We start from the raw sequence: 15,862 nt of genomic DNA, 5'->3' as shown, positions 1-15,862 counted from the left end.
TGTGCCCGGGAATTGGAACTGAATGCGTGGGTGCGAACCAAGTGGTTACTTGAGTTCGACCTTCGCGCCAGCGGCCTCGAGCTTCTTCTTGATCTCTTCGGCTTCGGCCTTGGCGACGCCTTCCTTGACCGGCTTCGGAGCGCCCTCGACGAGGTCCTTGGCCTCCTTGAGGCCGAGGCCCGTGATCGCACGGACTTCCTTAATGACACCGATCTTGTTCGCGCCGGCGTCCGTGAGGACGACGTTGAACTCGGTCTTCTCTTCGGCGGCCGGGGCGGCAGCGCCACCGCCAGCGGCGGGAGCGGCAGCGACGGCAGCGGCGGCGGAAACGCCCCACTTGGCCTCGAGGTCTTTGACGAGCTGCGCGAGCTCGAGGATCGGCTGCGCGGACAGCCACTCGATGACTTGGTCTTTGGTGATGTTGCTCATGGTAGTCTTCCGGGGAGTGCTAGCGGCGGCGGGAATGCCGCGCGTTTAAGAGACGTATCTCCTAGCTGAACTCCGTTGGGAGTTTTTGGTCTTCCGCGCGCGCCACCGAAGGAGGGGCGGCGCAACGCGAAAAGGGTTTAGGCGGCGGGTTGCTCCTTCTTGACCTTCTCGTTGAGGACGCGGACGAACGCGGCTCCCTGCTGGGTGAACAGACCCAGGAGCATCGAACGCAGCGCTTCGAACGACGGGAGGTCGGCGAGCTTGGCGAGTTCGGCGGTCGTGAAGACTTTCTTGTCCAGCACGCCGACCTTGACCTCGAGCTTCTGCTTTTCCTCGACGAACTTCTTGAGGACCTTCGCGACGCCGGCGGGATTCTTGCCGCCGACGACGACGGCCGTCTGGCCGGTGAGGGCTTTGTCCACCTCGGGCAGGCCGAAGGCCTTGGCCGCGACGCGGAACGAGCTGTTCTTCACGACGTGGAACTCGGCCTTCTCGGGAGCGAGGCGCTTGCGCAGCTCGGCGGTCTCGGCGACGGTCAGCTTGGTGAAGTTGGTGAGGATGACGTAGTCAGACTTCTTCAGGTGCGTCGTGACCTCGTCGATGAGGAATTTCTTTTCGGCTCTCATGGTTACGATGCTCCTTAGAATTTGCTGAACTCGGTCGAGGCGATCTTCACGCCGGGCGACATCGAGGACGACAGGGTGACGGACTTGATGTAGTGGCCCTTGAACGCGGCCGGCTTGGCCTTGCCCACGGCTTCGAGGACGGCGGCGACGTTCTCGGCGATCTGCGCCGGGGTGAACGAGCGCTTGCCGACGCCGACGCCGATGTTCGCGGTCTTGTCGACCTTGAACTCGACGCGGCCGGCCTTGACGGCCTTGATGCCCGCGGCGACGTCATCGGTAACGGTGCCGGACTTCGGGTTCGGCATGAGGCCCTTGGGGCCGAGCACGCGGGCGAGCGTGCGGACCTGCTTCATCGCCTCGGTGGTCGCGATGGCGACGTCGAAGTCGAGCCAGCCGGAGCTGACCTTGGCCATCAGCTCGGCGAGGCCGGCGTGATCGGCACCGGCGGCGAGCGCCTTCTCCGGGTCGTCGGTGAAGACGATCACACGGATCTTCTTGCCGGAGCCGTTCGGGAGCGGCGTGGTGCCGCGCACCATCTGGTCGCCCTGCGCCGGATCGACGCCGAGGCGGAAGGACAGCTCGACCGTCTCGTCGAACTTGGCCTTCGGGAACTTCGAAAGAATCTCAACGGCTTCGTTGAGCGGATATTCCTTCGTGAGGTCAGCGACCTTGACGGCGCTGTTGTATCGTTTGCTGTGTTTTTCCATTTGCGACTCCTTGCGGTGCGAACGCCCCGACGAGTCGGGGCTCCCGCGGTGAGCGTGTTGGGTGAAAGTTAGTCGACGACTTCGATGCCCATGTTCTTCGCGGTGCCGGCGATCATGCGGATCGCGGCCTCGTCAGAACCGGCGTTGAGGTCGGCCTTCTTGATTTTGATGATCTCGAGGATCTGCTTCTTCGTGACCTTGCCGACCTTGTCCTGGTTGGGCTTGGCCGAGCCGGACGCGATGCCCGCGGCCTTCTTGAGGAGGACGGAAGCCGGCGGCGACTTGCAGATGAACGTGAAGGACTTGTCCGAGAAGACGGTGATCACCACGGGGATGATCATGCCGTTCTGGTCCTTGGTTTTGGCGTTAAACTCCTTGCAGAACGCCATGATGTTGACGCCCTGGGCGCCGAGCGCGGGGCCGACCGGCGGAGCCGGGTTGGCAGCGCCAGCGGGGAGCTGGAGACGAACGTAGCCTTGGATCTTTTTGGCCATGTTAAGGGATGCTGAGTAGTGGCGGGTTTATGGTGGGCGGCGGATCAGCTTTCAGAGGCGCGCTGGACCTGCCAGTATTCGAGTTCGACGGGCGTAAACCGTCCGAAAATGGAAACGGAAACCTTGAGCTTGCCGCGCGCGGGATCGATCTCGTCGACCCGGCCGGTGAGGTTGGCGAAGGCACCGTCGGTGATCTTCACTTCCTCGCCGACCTCGAAGGAGACCTTCGGGATTTCCTTGCCGGTGGCGGCCTCGACGCGGGCCTTGATCTCGTCGATCTCGGTCTGGCGCAGCGGGGCGGGATGCTCGCCACCGACGAAGCCGATGACGCCGGCCGCGTCCTTCACGAAGTAGAAGGGCTTGATGATGACCTTGCCCTCTTCGTAGAGCTTCATGTTCACGAAGACGTAGCCCGGGTAGAGCTTGCGCGTCTTCACGGACTTCTTGCCGCCCTTCACCTCGGAGACGACTTCCGTGGGCAGGAGGACCTCATGGACGAAGTCGTCGAGTTCCTCGGCCTTCTTGAACTTCTCGATGTAGGTTTTCACCTTCTGCTCCTGGCCGGAGAGGGTGTGAACCGCGAACCACTGGGCGCCGGTGGGCGTTGAAGTCTGGGACATGGAAGAACGGCGCGGCGATCAGCTCACCCAGCGGGTGAACAGGTCGACGACTTGGTAGAGGGCGAAGTCGCTGATGCTGGTGAACAGGCCGAGGAGCACGCACGCGACGATCACGACGATCGTCGAGTCCTTCAGCTCTTCGCGAGTCGGCCAGCTGGCCTTCTGCAATTCAGCGACGAGCTCGCTGAAGAAAATACGGGCACTGCGGAACGGATTGGCCATGTGGGTCGCTGTTTCGGGCGAAAGTGGCAGGCGCGGAGGGAATCGAACCCCCAACCAACGGTTTTGGAGACCGCTACTCTACCAATTGAGCTACGCGCCTGTGGTTATTTCTTTTAGACGACGCAGCCGGAGCCCCGTAAAGGAGCCCCGGCGCGTGAAGTCGGAATGAGTGGAGGCGATTACTCGACGATCTCGGTCACGCGGCCGGCACCGATGGTGCGGCCACCCTCGCGGATCGCGAAGCGCTGGAACTTCTCCATCGCGATCGGAGCGATGAGCTCGATGTCGATCGTGATGTTGTCGCCCGGCATGACCATCTCGACGCCCTTCGGGAGGTGCGCAACGCCGGTCACGTCCGTCGTGCGGAAGTAGAACTGCGGGCGGTAACCGTCGAAGAACGGCGTGTGGCGGCCACCCTCGTCCTTCGAGAGGACGTAGATCTCGGCCTTCGCCTTCTTGTGCGGGGTGATGGACTTCGGGGCGGCGATGACCTGGCCGCGCTCGATGCCGTCCTTGTCGATACCACGGAGGAGGATACCGACGTTGTCGCCGGCCTGGCCCTGGTCGAGGAGCTTGCGGAACATTTCGATGCCGGTGACGACCGTGGTGACGGTGTCCTTGAGGCCGACGATCTCGACGTTTTCGTTGAGCTTGACGATGCCGCGCTCGATACGGCCCGTCGCGACGGTGCCGCGGCCGGTGATCGAGAAGACGTCTTCAACGGACATCAGGAAGGGCTTGTCCATCTCGCGGACCGGCTCGGCGATCTCGGTGTCGATCGCGTCCATCAGCTCGGCGAAGGCCTTTTCGCCCTCGGGCGTGCCAGCCAGACCGGCGGTGGCGGAGCCACGGACGATCTTGGTGTTCTTGCCGTCGAACTGATACTTGGTGAGGAGGTCGCGGATTTCCTCTTCGACGAGCTCGAGGAGGTCCGGGTCTTCGATGAGGTCGACCTTGTTCAGGAAGACGACGATCTTCGGCACACCGACCTGGCGGGCGAGGAGGACGTGCTCCTTGGTCTGCGGCATCGGACCGTCAGCGGCGCTGACGACGAGGATCGCGCCGTCCATCTGGGCGGCGCCGGTGATCATGTTCTTGACGAAGTCCGCGTGTCCCGGGCAGTCGACGTGCGCGTAGTGGCGCTTCGCGGTCTCGTATTCCACGTGGGCCACGGAAATCGTGACGGTCTTCGTCGCGTCGCGGACGGTGCCGCCCTTCGCGATGTCGGAGTAAGCCTTGACCTCGGCCAGACCCTTGCGGGCCTGCACGGCCAAAATAGCGGCCGTCGTGGTCGTCTTGCCGTGGTCGATGTGGCCGATCGTGCCAACGTTGACGTGCGGCTTCTTGCGTTCGAATGTTCCTTTAGCCATGTGGAGGGATGTTTGGGTGGTTGAAGTTGTTGACCTTTATTAACGTCGGCAATCCCCCGACGTTCGCCATGGAGCCCAGAACCGGATTCGAACCGGCGACCTCGTCCTTACCAAGGACGTGCTCTGCCAACTGAGCTATCTGGGCAGACCAAAGCGGAGGCAAAAAACAAAGAGAACGGCTAGGGAATGGTTCCCAAAATTAACCGTCAACTAGATTCTTGCGCTTTCTTGGAGATTTCTACGGACCGATCACGACCCGGTAGGCACCCGGGGCCAACTTTTCACCCAGCCGGATGCCCTTGGCAAGATAGTCGCGGAAGAAATTATCGACGTCGTCCGCGCCGGAGCCCGCGACCAGCAGCGGTTCACCGACCAGCCCGGACGCACTCACCGTGGCGAGAAATTCCAGCGGCGCAAAATCCTCCCGCGGCAAGGTCAGCGCCCCGAGAGCCTTCGCAATCAAAACATTCCCCTGCATCGACTTAACCTCGATAAACGCCGCACGAGGCTCCACGCGCCGCGCTGGGATTGCGACTTCGCCGAGACCCGCAAAGGGCGCTTCGTTGGCCCGCGTCATCACGTCGACCAGCCCCTCCGGCGCGGTCAGCGCGTCGCTGCCGTAGCTCGGGAGATTGGCCTCGGCAACCCGCAGATTGGCCGGAAAATCGAGGAAAATCTGGCCGGGCTGGGCCACGAGCCGCGCCGGCAGCCCCCTGCCCCGCGTTGCGCGCGGTCGGCAGGAACATCGGCGCCGGGTCCAGATACTCCGCCCGCTCCTGCAGCACGCGGTCGTCCGCCGCCGAGTTCGCGCCGGTCAGCCGCACGAAAGGCTCGGCCACCTTTGTCGTCGCGCCGTCCGGCCGAGCGAGCGTGCGCTCCGACCACGTCCACCACCCCGCGCCGGCGAGCGCGATCACCAGGATCGCCCCGAGCACCCGCCTCGCGTTCGAGCTCGCGTTCATCTCAGCGCCCCGCCGGCACGAACTTGGTCGCTTCGCCCGCGACCGGCTCGGCCGCGACGAGCACGTTGACGAAGCCCGCCGCCCGGGCGAGGTCGCACAGCTCGAGGAAGCCCTGCATCGACACCTGCCGGTCCACCCGCACGAGCAGCACCGCGCCGGGGTGCTTCTTCACATACTTCTCCAGCTCGGGGCGGAATTCCCGGATGTTGTAGATGCCCCCTCGAAGAGGATCATCTCGTCGCGCCGGTAGCTCACCACCACCGAGGCCACGCCCTGCATCGCGGCATTGACCTGCGGCAACTCCAGCGCCGCCGGCTCGCCGACCTTCACCGGCATGCCAGGCGCGAGCACGAAGCGCGAGCCGAGCAGGAGGAAAAACAGCACGATCAGCGCCGCGTTGGCCCAGAAGAACACGTCGAAGTCCCGCGGCGGCGGGCGCAGTTTCGCGACGAGTCCGAGCGGCTGCGTGATCATCGCGGCTCGGTCCCCGGCTCGCTGGCGGCCGCGCCGCCGTGGCGGTGCTCGCGCAGCAGGTAGCGCATCAGCTCGTTCCCCACCCACTCCATGTCGTGCGCGAGCGCACGCACGCGCCCGCTCAGGAAGTGCCGCGCCAGGTGCACCGGGATCGCGATCGCGAGGCCGGCCGCCGCGGTCAGCAACGCCTCGCTCATGCCGCCCGAGAGCACCGACGGAGTCGCGTAGTTGCCGCCGTGGTTGAAGAGCCAGAACGTCTTGATCATCCCCAGCAGCGTGCCGAGCAGGCCGAGCAGCGGCGCCACCTGCGCGATCGCGCCGAGCGTGCCGATGCGCCGCTCGAGCGCGGGAATCTCCGTCAGCGCCGCCTCCTGCACCGCGAAGCGCATGCCCTGCTCGTCGTCGCCGGCGTGGCGCAGCCCGGCCTTCACCAGCGCGGCGACCGGCCCGGGCGTCTCCTCGCACAGCGTCAGCGCCTCCATCAGGCGCCCCTTCTGGAGCAGGTTCTTGATGCCGTTGAGAAACTCGGTCGAGCGGATCTGCCCGCGGTGCAGGAACAGCGCGCGCTCGATGAAGATCACCAGTGCCGCGAGGCCGAGCACCACGAGCAGCCACATCACCGGGCCGCCCTGCGCAAAAATGCTGTAGCTGAATGCCGTCATGAAATTCCGCGCGCATCATGCGCCGCGCCTCCGCTCCGTAAATGCGAAACCTCGCTCACGGCTTCGCCCCTCCCGCCGGCGCGGCCCGGAAGCGCGCCAGCTTCGCCGTCGCCTCCGCCACGCCGCCGAGCTTGTTGTCCACGATCAGCTGGTAGGCGCGCTGCGCCTCGTCCAGCTTGCCGCCGTCCTCCAGCTGCTGCCCGAGCTCGAGCAGCGTGCGCGACATCCACCAGCGGCCCTTGGGGCCGAGCTTCGCCGCCTGCGCCGGGTCGATGAGGAACGCGTCCACCACGCCCCACAGCGCCGCGTGGGCCTCGGGCGCGCGGCCGCGCCGCGCCAGCGCGAAGCCCCACTTGTAGCCCGCCTCCACGCGCAGGTCGACCGGCGCGGACGGCAGGTCGCGCAACCGCTCGTAGAGCGCGGCGGCGCTCTCGTAGTTCGTGACGTTGTTCGCGCCCTGCGCGAACAGGCTGTCGGCGAGCGCGAGCTGCGCGAGCAGCACGTCGGGATGCTGGCCGAAATTGTTGATCAGGTCCTCGTAGACGAGGCGCGCCGAGCCGAAGTCGTTCAGCTTCCGCAGCAGGTCGCCCTGCTTCAGCCGCGCGTAGAAGACCAGCTCGTTGCCGGGATAGTTCTTGGCCAGGGTCTCCATGAACTTGTGCGCGTCCTGCAAGTTGCGGTCGAGCCCCTGCTGCTCGGCGTAGAGCCCGGCCTGGTAGAGCGCGAACGGCGCGAACTCGCTCTTCGGGTGGTTCTCGACCATGTCCGAGAGCGTTTTCTGGGCGCCGGCGAGATCGCCGCGCTTCGCCTGCCGCGCCGCCTGCACCAGGTAGGAATACAGCGCCGCCTTCGACTCCTTGAATTCCGCCCGCAGCTGGTCGAGCAGCGCCGCGCCGTCGGTGTCGCGCCCCAGCTCGAGCAGGGCCTGCGCCTTCAGCAGCTGCGCCGTGCTCGTGACCTCGCTCTTCAACGCCGGCTCGAGCGGCGCCGCGACCGCGGCCGCCAGCAGCTCGTCGACCTGCGCGACCGCCGCCTGCGGCGCGCCGTTGTCGAACGACAGCTTGGCGCGCAGCCACAGCAGCCGCACGCGCAGCTCCGCGGGCACGCTGGCGGTGCCGGCCGCGAGCAGCTTCTCCACCCGCGCCTGCGCCGGCCCGGTCTGGTTGCGCGCCTGCATCGCGCGGATCAGGTTCCACTCCGCCTGCCAGCGGCTCTCGACGTCGAACGCCGGGTTCGCCGCCATCTCGTCGAGCAGGGCCGCCGCGGCGTCGATCCGCTCCGCCTGGATGTCGGAGAGCACGCGCATGAAGATCAGCCCGCCGGTCGGCACGACCTGCGGCGCCGCGTGCACGTCGCGCAGCAGCGCCTCGTAGGCGTCGGCGGCATTCTTGAAATCCTTGGCGCGGAAATAGGCCTCGGCCACCAGCACGCCGAGCTCGGAGCGCTCGCGCCCGGCCGGCACCAGGATGCGCAGCTGCGAGGCCAGGTCCGCCGCCGAGCGATACAGCCGCAGGTCCCACGCCACCGCCAGCCGCACGCCGAGCGCCGCCGGCTTGAGCGGCGAACCGGGGAAAACTCCAGCAGCAGGCGCGCGTCCTCCTCCGCGGCGTTGTATTGCTTGTCCAGCAGCGCCATCTGCGCGCGCACCAGCCGCAGGTCCTCGATGATCGGGTGCAGCGTCGGCGCGCCGATCAGCTCGCTGAGCGTGCGCCGCAGTTCCTCGCGGTCCGCCGGGGTGCGCGCGCCGCGCGCCAGCAGGTAGAGCGCGGTGCGCTGCGTCTCGGGCTTGACGCCGCTGCGCACGAGCTGCGCGAGCGCCCGCCGGCCCTCGGGCGTGCCCTCGCCCGCGATCAGGCCGAGCATCAGGCGCAACTGGTCCGCGGTCTCGCGCTCGGTCGCGGGCAGGACCGCCAGCTGGCGCTGCAGCGCGGCCTTCGCCTCCGCGTCGCGCCGGAGCGCGTGGAGCGCGGTCGCGTAGGTGCGGACCCACACGTAGCCCTGGCGCGTGCCCTGGAACTGCTCGACGTTGGTCCGCATCGCGGCGAGGCGCGTCTCGTCGGGCGGCGCGATGCGCAGCTGCGCCTGGGCCTGGCCGAGGGCGAAGCGCGCGCGCTGCTGCTCCGACACCGCCGCCTGCACCGCCTGGTCGTAGAGTGAGTTTGCTCGCGCGATGTCGTTGTCGAGATCGGCGATCTGCGCCTGGAGAAACAGCCACCAGCCGCGCTCGCCCGGCGCGAGGTGGTCGGCGTTCACCTCGCCGAGCTCCGCCTTCGCCGCGTCGCGCCGGCGCGCGTGCGCCGCCAGCAGGCCCGCGCGCAGCCGATACGAGCTGTCGCTCGGCCCGTTGTAGGTCTTCAGCTCCGCCTCGGCCGCCGCGACGTCGCCCGCGTCGAGCAGCGCCGTGACCAGCTCCAGCGTCACGCGCGGGCGTGCCGCGGCCGCCAGCGCGGGATCCGCGAGCACGTCGCGATAGAGCAGCGCCGCGGTCGCGGGGAAGCCGCTTTGCAGCGCGCTGGTGGCGCGCCCCTCGGCCACGATCCAGGCGCCGGGCGCCGCCGCGGCGTTGGCCCGCTCGCTCGCGAGCGGGCTCGGGCTCGCGGTCTGCGCGCGCGCCGACGCGATCGACAGCAGCACGACAGCGGCGAGGCACACGGTTTTTCTCATGGGCGGGGCATCGTGCGTCCGGCCCCCGGGGCTGGCAAGCCTCCGTCGGCCGCCCAGCCGCGCCCCGGTCGCTTCGGCACTGGCGCAACCGCACAACCGCCCGGAGCGTCCTAGGGTGACTGCGTATTTGCGCCCGCCCGCAACGGAGCTTTCCTCGCTGCGCCACCAGGCGCGTCTTTGCCATGGTTCCCTCTCCACCCGCCCACGAATCCCAACGCCTCGCCGCCCTTCGTTCCTACGCCATCCTCGATACTCCGCCCGAGCGCGAATACGACGATCTCGTCGCCCTCGCCGCGGAAATCTGCGGCGCACCGCTCGCCTCCATCACCTTCATCGACGAGGCGCGGCAGTGGTTCAAGGCGCGCCTCGGCTTCGCCGAGGCGGAAACCCCGCGCGACATCTCCTTCTGCGCCCACGCCATCGCCGCGCCACGCGGAGAGGAGCTGTTCGTCGTGCCCGACGCCACCCGCGACCCGCGCTTCTCCACCTACGCCAACGTCACCGGCGCCCCGCACATCCGCTTCTACGCCGGCGCGCCGCTCGTCACGCCGGACGGCGCCGCGCTCGGCACGCTCTGCGTGCTCGACCGCCAGCCGCGCGAGCTCACGCCCGCGCAGGAGCGCGCCCTGCGCGTGCTGCGACGCCACGTGGTCAACGCGCTCGAGCTGCGGCGGGCCGTGCATCGCCACGAGGCCACCATCGCCGAGCTCCACGCCAGCCAGCGCGCGCTCGAGGCTGCCCGCGCCGAGGCGGTGGAGTCCGCCCGGGCCAAGGGCCGCTTCCTCGCCACCATGAGCCACGAGATCCGCACGCCGATGAACGCCGTCGTCGGCATGGCTGATCTCCTCCAGCGCTCGACGCTCGACGCCCGGCAGCAGGAAGCGGTCGAGACCATCCGGGCCAGCGGACAGCTCCTCCTCCGCCTCGTCAACGACCTGCTCGACCTCGCCAAGCTCGAGTCCGGCCGGTTCGAGCTGGAGGAGGCGCCCTTCGCCCTGCGCGAGTGCGTCGACCACGCCGTGCGCCTCGTGCGCCCCGCCGCCGACGCCAAGCAGCTGGCGCTCGCCGTCGAGTTCGCCCCCGACCTGCCGGCCCGCGTCCGCGGCGACGTAACCCGCCTCACGCAGATCCTCCTCAACCTCCTCGCCAACGCGGTGAAGTTCACCGCGCGCGGGGGTGTCACCCTGCGCGCCGGCGCCCGCGCGCTCGACGAACGGCAGCTCGAGCTCACCTTCGCCATCGCCGACACCGGCATCGGTCTCACCGCCGAGGAGATCTCGCGCCTCTTCCAGGAGTTTTCCCAGGCCGATCCGTCCACGACGCGCCGCTTCGGCGGCACCGGCCTCGGGCTCGTCATCAGCCAGCGCCTCGCCGTCATGCACGGCGGCGGCATCACCGTCGACAGCCTTCCCGGCCGGGGCTCGACGTTCACCGTCACCGTGCGCGTGCGCGCCGTCGAGGGCGACGGCACCCACGCGCCCTTCGACACCTCCTTCGCCCAGCGCCACCCCGCCCGCATCCTCGTCGCCGACGACAACCCCGTGAACCAGCGCGTCGTGCTGCAACAGCTCCAGCGCCTCGGCTACGCCCCCGAGTTCGCCGCCGACGGCGCCGATGCCCTCGCGCGCTGGCGCGTCGGCGCGCACGACGTCGTGTTGCTCGACGTCGAGATGCCCGGCCTGTCCGGCCACGAGGTCGCCGCCGCCATCCGGCGCGAATCCGGCCCCCGCCGCCCCGCGATCCTCATGCTCACCGGCCACGCCGGCGCCGACGCGCGCGCCGCCAGCCTCGCCGCCGGCGCGGACGAACAGCTGGTCAAACCGGTCAAGCTCGACGTCCTCGCCCGCGCGCTCGCGCGCCGCGCCGCCTGAGCGCGCGCTCCGCCGCCGTCTAATCAAGCCCTTTTCCTGTAGCGGGAATCCACTCGCACCGGCGCTCCGGTTCGGACAAGCATGTGGCGTCCGTCCTTCCTGTTCCCACCATGATCATCGCCCTTCTCGTCCTCGCCGGCCTCGCTGCCGTGCTGCTCTTCTGGGTCGCGGGTTCCTACAACTCGCTCGTCACGCTCCGCAACCGCTTCAAGAACGCGTTCGCCCAAATCGACGTCCAGTTGAAGCGCCGCTACGACCTCATCCCCAACCTCGTCGAGACGGCCAAGGGCTACCTGAAGCACGAGCGCGAGACGCTGGAAGCGGTCATCGCCGCGCGCAACACCGCCTACGCCGCCTCCAAGGCGGCCGCCGCCAATCCCGCCGACGCCGGCGCGATGAAAAACCTCCTCGGCGCCGAAGCCGGACTCGGCGGCGCGCTCTCCCGCCTCATGGTCGTCTCCGAGCAATACCCCGACCTCAAGGCCAACCAGAACATGATGCAGCTGACCGAGGAGCTGACCTCGACCGAGAACAAGATCTCCTTCGCCCGCCAGGCCTACAACGACGCCGTTACCACCTACAACACGCGCCGGGAGAGCTTCCCGACCAACGTCCTCGCCGGCCTGTTCAACTTCGCCGAAGCGCAGCTCTTCCAGGTCGACAACGCCGCCGAGCGCGCCGCCCCGCAAGTCAAGTTCACCTGACGCCCCGCCATGAACGCGCTCCTCGCCGTCTTCGGTTTCGGCCTGCCCGAACTCCTGCTGGTCGCCCTGATCCTCGCCGGCTTCGCCTTCTGGATCTGGATGATCGTCGACTGCATCACGCTGGAGCCCGACCCGACCAACAAGATCGCCTGGCTGCTGGTGATCCTGCTCGTCGGCGTCATCGGCGCCCCGCTCTATTTCTTCGTCCGCAAACTGCCGCGCGGCAGCCAGTCCACGCCGCCGGCCTTCCGGCACTGACATGGGCTGGGGACGCATGCTTCTGCTGGGCAATCTCGGCCAGCAACTCGACATCCAGGACACGCAGCGCGCGCTGCGCGACCTCGCCGCCGAGGCCGAGCGCGCCGCGCGCGCGGGCGACCGGGCCGCGCACTCGGTCGGCGCACTCGCCCGCGAAAACGCCGAGCTCAAGCTCTACCTCGCCGCCGTCACGCGCCTGCTCGTCGCCAAGGGCGTGATCAGTCCGCGCGAACTCGCCGACATCGTCGACGCGGTCGACCGCTCCGACGGCCAGGCCGACGGCGGCTACTCCGGCCGGATCACGCCGCCCGGCTAGCCCGCGATGGACTTCTTCGAAGCCCAGGACCGCGCGAAGCGCCGCACCAACCGGCTCGTCGTGCTGTTCGTGCTCGCCGTGCTCGGCACCATCGCCGCCAGCTACCTCGCCGCCATCCTCATCGTCGGCCAGGCCGCCGGCCGCGGCCAGCACTCCGCCTACGCCGAACCCGCGCCGCTGCTCTACTGGGACCCGACCATCCTCGCCGCCGTCGCGCTCGCCACCGTCGCCATCGTCGGCCTCGCCTCGCTCTACAAGTGGTCGCAGATGCGCGCGGGCGGCTCCGCCGTCGCCGAACTCGTCGGCGGCCGCCGCGTCGATCCGCACACGACCAATCTCCACGAGCGCCGCCTGCTCAACGTCGTCGAGGAGATGGCCATCGCCTCCGGCGTCCCCGTCCCCGCCGTCTACGTCCTCGACCAGGAGCCGGCCATCAACGCCTTCGCCGCCGGCCTCACCACGTCCGACGCCGTCGTCGCCGTCACCCGCGGCACCCTGGAGAAACTCACGCGCGACGAGCTGCAGGGCGTCGTCGGCCACGAGTTCAGCCACATCCTCAACGGCGACATGCGGCTGAACGTGAAGCTCGCCGCCATCGTCTTCGGCATCCTCGTCATCGGCCTGCTCGGCCGCGGCATCCTCGAGGGGCTCGGCCGCGGCCGCGTGCGCGGCGGCGGCGGGAAGAAGGGCGGCGGCCTCGCCGTGGTCCTGGCGATCGGCGTCGCGCTGCTGATCATCGGCTACGTCGGCTACTTCTTCGGCCGCCTCATCCAGGCCGCGGTGTCGCGCCAGCGCGAGTTCCTCGCCGACGCCTCCGCCGTGCAATTCACCCGCAACCCCGCCGGCCTCTCCGGCGCGCTCCAGAAAATCGGCGGCTACGCCCTCGGCTCCACTCTCACCGACGCGCACGCTTCCGAGATCGGCCACTTCTTCTTCGCGCAGGGTTTCCGCTCGTTCTTCGGCGGGCTCTGGGCGACGCACCCGCCGCTCGACGAACGCCTCCGCGCCATCGATCCGCACTGGGACGGGAAGCTGTTCGCGCCGCCCGAGGTCGTCGACGTCGCGAACGAATCCTTCGCGTCCGCCGGCCTCGCGGGCGGCGCCACGCCGCCGCCGCTCGTGCGCGAGGTCGTCCGCGAAGGTGAACCTGCCGCGCCCGCCCGCGTCCCGTTCACGCCCGCGGCCGTCACCGCCAGCATCGGCGCGCTGACCGAGGACCACTTCCGCCACGCCCGCGCGCTCCTCGACGCCGTGCCCGCGGGCCTGCGCAACGCCACGCGCACGCCGGCCACCGCCATCCCGCTCGTCTACGGCCTCCTCTGCCAGGGCGCACCCGCCAACCGCGAGCGCCAGCTCGCGCTCATCGCGCAGCATTCCGGCGCCGCGCACCGCACCGCGACGCAGACGCTGCTCCCGCTCCTCGCCGATCTCGACGCGGCGGTGCAGCTCCCGCTCTTCCAGCTCTGCCTGCCCGCGCTGCGCACGCTCGATCCCGCGGCCCTCGACCGCTTCGTCGCCACGCTCGACGAGCTCGTCCACTCCGACGCCGAGGTGAGCCCCTTCGAGTTCGCGCTGCAAAAGATGCTGCTCCGCCAGCTCGCGGTCGGCCGCGCCGCGCGCGCCCCGGTCCAGTTCAGCTCTTTCCAGCCGCTCGCGGGCGACATCGCCGTCGTCCTCTCCACGCTCGCCCGCGCCGGCGCCACCGAGCCGGCGCGCGTCTCGCTGGCCTTCGCCGCCGGCGTGGGCCAGCTGCCGCTCGTGGCCGACCGCCTCGCTCTCGCCGGTCCCGACGCCTGCACGCTCGAGCGGCTCGACGCCGCGCTCGATCGCCTGGCCGGCGCGGCACTGCCGATCAAGCAGCGCGTGCTCGCCGCCGCCGCGCAGGTCATGGGCGCCGACGGCGTGGTCACGCCGCGCGAAGCCGATCTTTACCGCGCCACCGCCGCCGCGCTCGACTGCCCCGTCCCGGTTCTGGCCGCCTGACTCTCACTCGCGCGGCGGCATCAGCCGGCGCCAGCGCGGCCACCAGCGCCACTCGTAATCTCCCACTTGGGGCACCACGCTGACGATTTTCTCGCCTGCCATCACGAGCCGGCGGCCTTGCGCACTCTGGCTGAGCATCACGCGCGCCTCAGCCACCGGTGCATAGGGAAGCTGAAAATCCGCCGCCTCGCGCAGCACGCGCCCGTCGAGTCGAAGCGCCCCCATTTGCGCGGGTTTTTCGTCGGGCAACACTAACCATAACGGACGCGTGGTCGGCAACTCGCACACTTCCCCAGGAGCGACCACGGCCGGAAGCCTCCTTTCCTTCAATTTGATCCCGATCGCCAACGCGAACAGCCCGACCGCGACCACGCCCGCCCATCGCACCGCATGCTCACGCCAGCCGGACACGATCGCGGCCGTGGCCGCGATCGCCAGCGGTGCAAACGACCATGTGAGGTAATGGATCAGACTAAACCGGAACACCGCCGAGGGAACAAAATCGTTGTAGTTGAAATAAAGCCCCCAGTTCAGCGCAATCGCCGCAACGCATGTCGCGCCCGCGCCACCGTCGCGCCGTATCCACCAGACAGCACCCGGCACGGCAAGGAACAGCCACGGATATCGCCAGAGCAACGCCGAGCCGGATTCACCGAAGAACGATTCCCCGTCGACGAGCAACCAATAGGCCTTGTGCAGCACCGGATAGGAGAAGAACCCGATGTTCTCGAACGTCCCCTGCTCATAGGGCGTCCGCCAATGGCCGAACGTCCGCAGATTCAGCCACGCCATCGCACCGACGCTCCCCGCGATTATCGCCACCCCCACTGCGCCCCAACCAACCCGCGCGCGCCAAGCTGGTAATCTCAGCGTCGCGAACACAAGCAAGGGCGCCAGGCACGCTGCATCCGCCGGCCGGATCCAATAGGTGACTGCGGCCACCAGCGCCAACCAAACCACCGCCGCACCGTCGCGCCGCGTGAGCACTAGCAGCATTCCGCCGAGGAATGCCGCCTGTGTCGGCAACGTATTCCAGGGCACAACCATCGTCAGGCGCAGCAGCGCGGCGTGCGTTGCGATGAACACGCCGGCCAAGATGAGGCTCGCGAGCGGTGACAACCACCGCCGCGCGAGCTGCCACGCAAACGTGGCGCTGAGAAGCACGCACGCCAGGTCCGGCCAGAAGAACGGCTGGGTCGGCAGCACACGCACGAACGGCGCCGCCAGCGCCGAGTAGCCCAGCGGGAAATAGTAGCTCGTTGCGTCGATCTTACCCTGCGCCAGGGCGACGGCCGCCTCGACGTATTTCGTCTGGTCGGCCCAGCTCCACCAGCCGTGCCGCTCGATCGGCATGGTCGCACCGGGATTAAGCTCGTGGCCGAAATACGCTACCGAGTAAAGCGTCGCGAGCCCCCCCAGCAAAACCCAGTTCATCGCACGCGCATCGAGGAAACGATTCAGCCGCTCCGCCCACCCGCGTCCGGTTGCACCCGCGCTCAT

18 protein-coding genes and 2 tRNA genes are annotated in these 15,862 nt (G+C 68.7%); 5 read left to right on the top strand and 15 right to left on the bottom strand.

Translation table 11 applies throughout. The features are described from left to right. Positions 1 to 45: 45 nt before the first annotated feature. From rplL to ACMYLB_RS07030, 14 genes are all read right to left on the bottom strand, one after another. Positions 46 to 429 (bottom strand): 50S ribosomal protein L7/L12, encoded by a 384-nt coding sequence (rplL, locus tag ACMYLB_RS07095; protein ID WP_415910241.1) that lies wholly within the window; start codon positions 427 to 429, stop codon positions 46 to 48. Between the two features lie 137 nt (positions 430 to 566). Then, positions 567 to 1,055, bottom strand: coding sequence for a 50S ribosomal protein L10 (rplJ, locus tag ACMYLB_RS07090; protein ID WP_415910240.1), 489 nt, complete (start codon positions 1,053 to 1,055; stop codon positions 567 to 569). 14 nt (positions 1,056 to 1,069) lie between these two features. Further along, positions 1,070 to 1,762: a 50S ribosomal protein L1 gene (gene rplA, locus ACMYLB_RS07085; RefSeq protein ID WP_415910239.1), complete on the bottom strand. Its 693-nt coding sequence runs from the start codon at positions 1,760 to 1,762 to the stop codon at positions 1,070 to 1,072. Between the two features lie 68 nt (positions 1,763 to 1,830). Beyond that, positions 1,831 to 2,256: a 50S ribosomal protein L11 gene (gene rplK / locus ACMYLB_RS07080; RefSeq protein ID WP_415910238.1), complete on the bottom strand. Its 426-nt coding sequence runs from the start codon at positions 2,254 to 2,256 to the stop codon at positions 1,831 to 1,833. A 44-nt stretch (positions 2,257 to 2,300) separates the two neighbouring features. Continuing rightward, complete coding sequence (nusG, locus tag ACMYLB_RS07075; RefSeq protein ID WP_415910237.1) at positions 2,301 to 2,876, bottom strand: transcription termination/antitermination protein NusG; 576 nt, start codon at positions 2,874 to 2,876, stop codon at positions 2,301 to 2,303. Positions 2,877 to 2,894: 18 nt separating this feature from the next. Beyond that, positions 2,895 to 3,098, bottom strand: coding sequence for a preprotein translocase subunit SecE (gene secE, locus ACMYLB_RS07070; RefSeq protein WP_415910236.1), 204 nt, complete (start codon positions 3,096 to 3,098; stop codon positions 2,895 to 2,897). Positions 3,099 to 3,122: 24 nt separating this feature from the next. After that, positions 3,123 to 3,198 (bottom strand) — tRNA-Trp (locus tag ACMYLB_RS07065). A 79-nt stretch (positions 3,199 to 3,277) separates the two neighbouring features. Next, on the bottom strand, positions 3,278 to 4,468 hold the full coding sequence (gene tuf / locus ACMYLB_RS07060; RefSeq protein ID WP_415910235.1) for an elongation factor Tu: 1,191 nt from the start codon (positions 4,466 to 4,468) through the stop codon (positions 3,278 to 3,280). A 69-nt stretch (positions 4,469 to 4,537) separates the two neighbouring features. Continuing rightward, positions 4,538 to 4,613, bottom strand: a tRNA-Thr gene (locus ACMYLB_RS07055). Between the two features lie 93 nt (positions 4,614 to 4,706). Continuing rightward, positions 4,707 to 5,162, bottom strand: a complete 456-nt coding sequence (locus tag ACMYLB_RS07050; protein WP_415910234.1) for a hypothetical protein — start codon at positions 5,160 to 5,162, stop codon at positions 4,707 to 4,709. Between the two features lie 269 nt (positions 5,163 to 5,431). After that, positions 5,432 to 5,602 (bottom strand): hypothetical protein, encoded by a 171-nt coding sequence (locus tag ACMYLB_RS07045; RefSeq protein ID WP_415910233.1) that lies wholly within the window; start codon positions 5,600 to 5,602, stop codon positions 5,432 to 5,434. Next, entirely contained in the window at positions 5,599 to 5,904 is a 306-nt protein-coding gene (locus ACMYLB_RS07040) for a hypothetical protein (protein ID WP_415910232.1), read from the bottom strand. The genes ACMYLB_RS07045 and ACMYLB_RS07040 overlap by 4 nt, the downstream gene beginning before the upstream one ends. Next, complete coding sequence (locus tag ACMYLB_RS07035) at positions 5,901 to 6,566, bottom strand: MotA/TolQ/ExbB proton channel family protein (protein WP_415910231.1); 666 nt, start codon at positions 6,564 to 6,566, stop codon at positions 5,901 to 5,903. The genes ACMYLB_RS07040 and ACMYLB_RS07035 overlap by 4 nt, the downstream gene beginning before the upstream one ends. A gap of 55 nt (positions 6,567 to 6,621) precedes the next feature. Next, positions 6,622 to 8,103, bottom strand: coding sequence for a tetratricopeptide repeat protein (locus tag ACMYLB_RS07030; protein WP_415910230.1), 1,482 nt, complete (start codon positions 8,101 to 8,103; stop codon positions 6,622 to 6,624). 1,309 nt (positions 8,104 to 9,412) lie between these two features. On the opposite strand from ACMYLB_RS07030, the gene ACMYLB_RS07025 reads away from it, so the two are divergent. From ACMYLB_RS07025 to ACMYLB_RS07005, 5 genes are all read left to right on the top strand, one after another. Beyond that, on the top strand, positions 9,413 to 11,101 hold the full coding sequence (locus ACMYLB_RS07025; RefSeq protein WP_415910229.1) for an ATP-binding protein: 1,689 nt from the start codon (positions 9,413 to 9,415) through the stop codon (positions 11,099 to 11,101). Positions 11,102 to 11,211: 110 nt separating this feature from the next. Further along, the gene (locus ACMYLB_RS07020; protein ID WP_415910228.1) at positions 11,212 to 11,805 is read left to right on the top strand and encodes a LemA family protein; all 594 of its coding nucleotides are present in this window, start codon (positions 11,212 to 11,214) and stop codon (positions 11,803 to 11,805) included. Between the two features lie 9 nt (positions 11,806 to 11,814). Beyond that, entirely contained in the window at positions 11,815 to 12,063 is a 249-nt protein-coding gene (locus ACMYLB_RS07015) for a PLDc N-terminal domain-containing protein (protein WP_415910227.1), read from the top strand. Between the two features lie 16 nt (positions 12,064 to 12,079). Beyond that, complete coding sequence (locus ACMYLB_RS07010; protein WP_415910226.1) at positions 12,080 to 12,379, top strand: hypothetical protein; 300 nt, start codon at positions 12,080 to 12,082, stop codon at positions 12,377 to 12,379. A gap of 6 nt (positions 12,380 to 12,385) precedes the next feature. Continuing rightward, positions 12,386 to 14,362: a M48 family metalloprotease gene (locus ACMYLB_RS07005; protein ID WP_415910225.1), complete on the top strand. Its 1,977-nt coding sequence runs from the start codon at positions 12,386 to 12,388 to the stop codon at positions 14,360 to 14,362. A gap of 3 nt (positions 14,363 to 14,365) precedes the next feature. Here ACMYLB_RS07005 and ACMYLB_RS07000 read toward each other — a convergent pair whose 3' ends face one another. Next, positions 14,366 to 15,862, bottom strand: a complete 1,497-nt coding sequence (locus tag ACMYLB_RS07000) for a hypothetical protein (protein WP_415910224.1) — start codon at positions 15,860 to 15,862, stop codon at positions 14,366 to 14,368.

The organism is Oleiharenicola sp. Vm1, from assembly GCF_047777955.1.
Classification (GTDB): domain Bacteria; phylum Verrucomicrobiota; class Verrucomicrobiia; order Opitutales; family Opitutaceae; genus Didemnitutus.
Note: the sequence above shows the minus strand (reverse complement) of the source record. Positions and strands in the feature narration are given on the sequence as shown.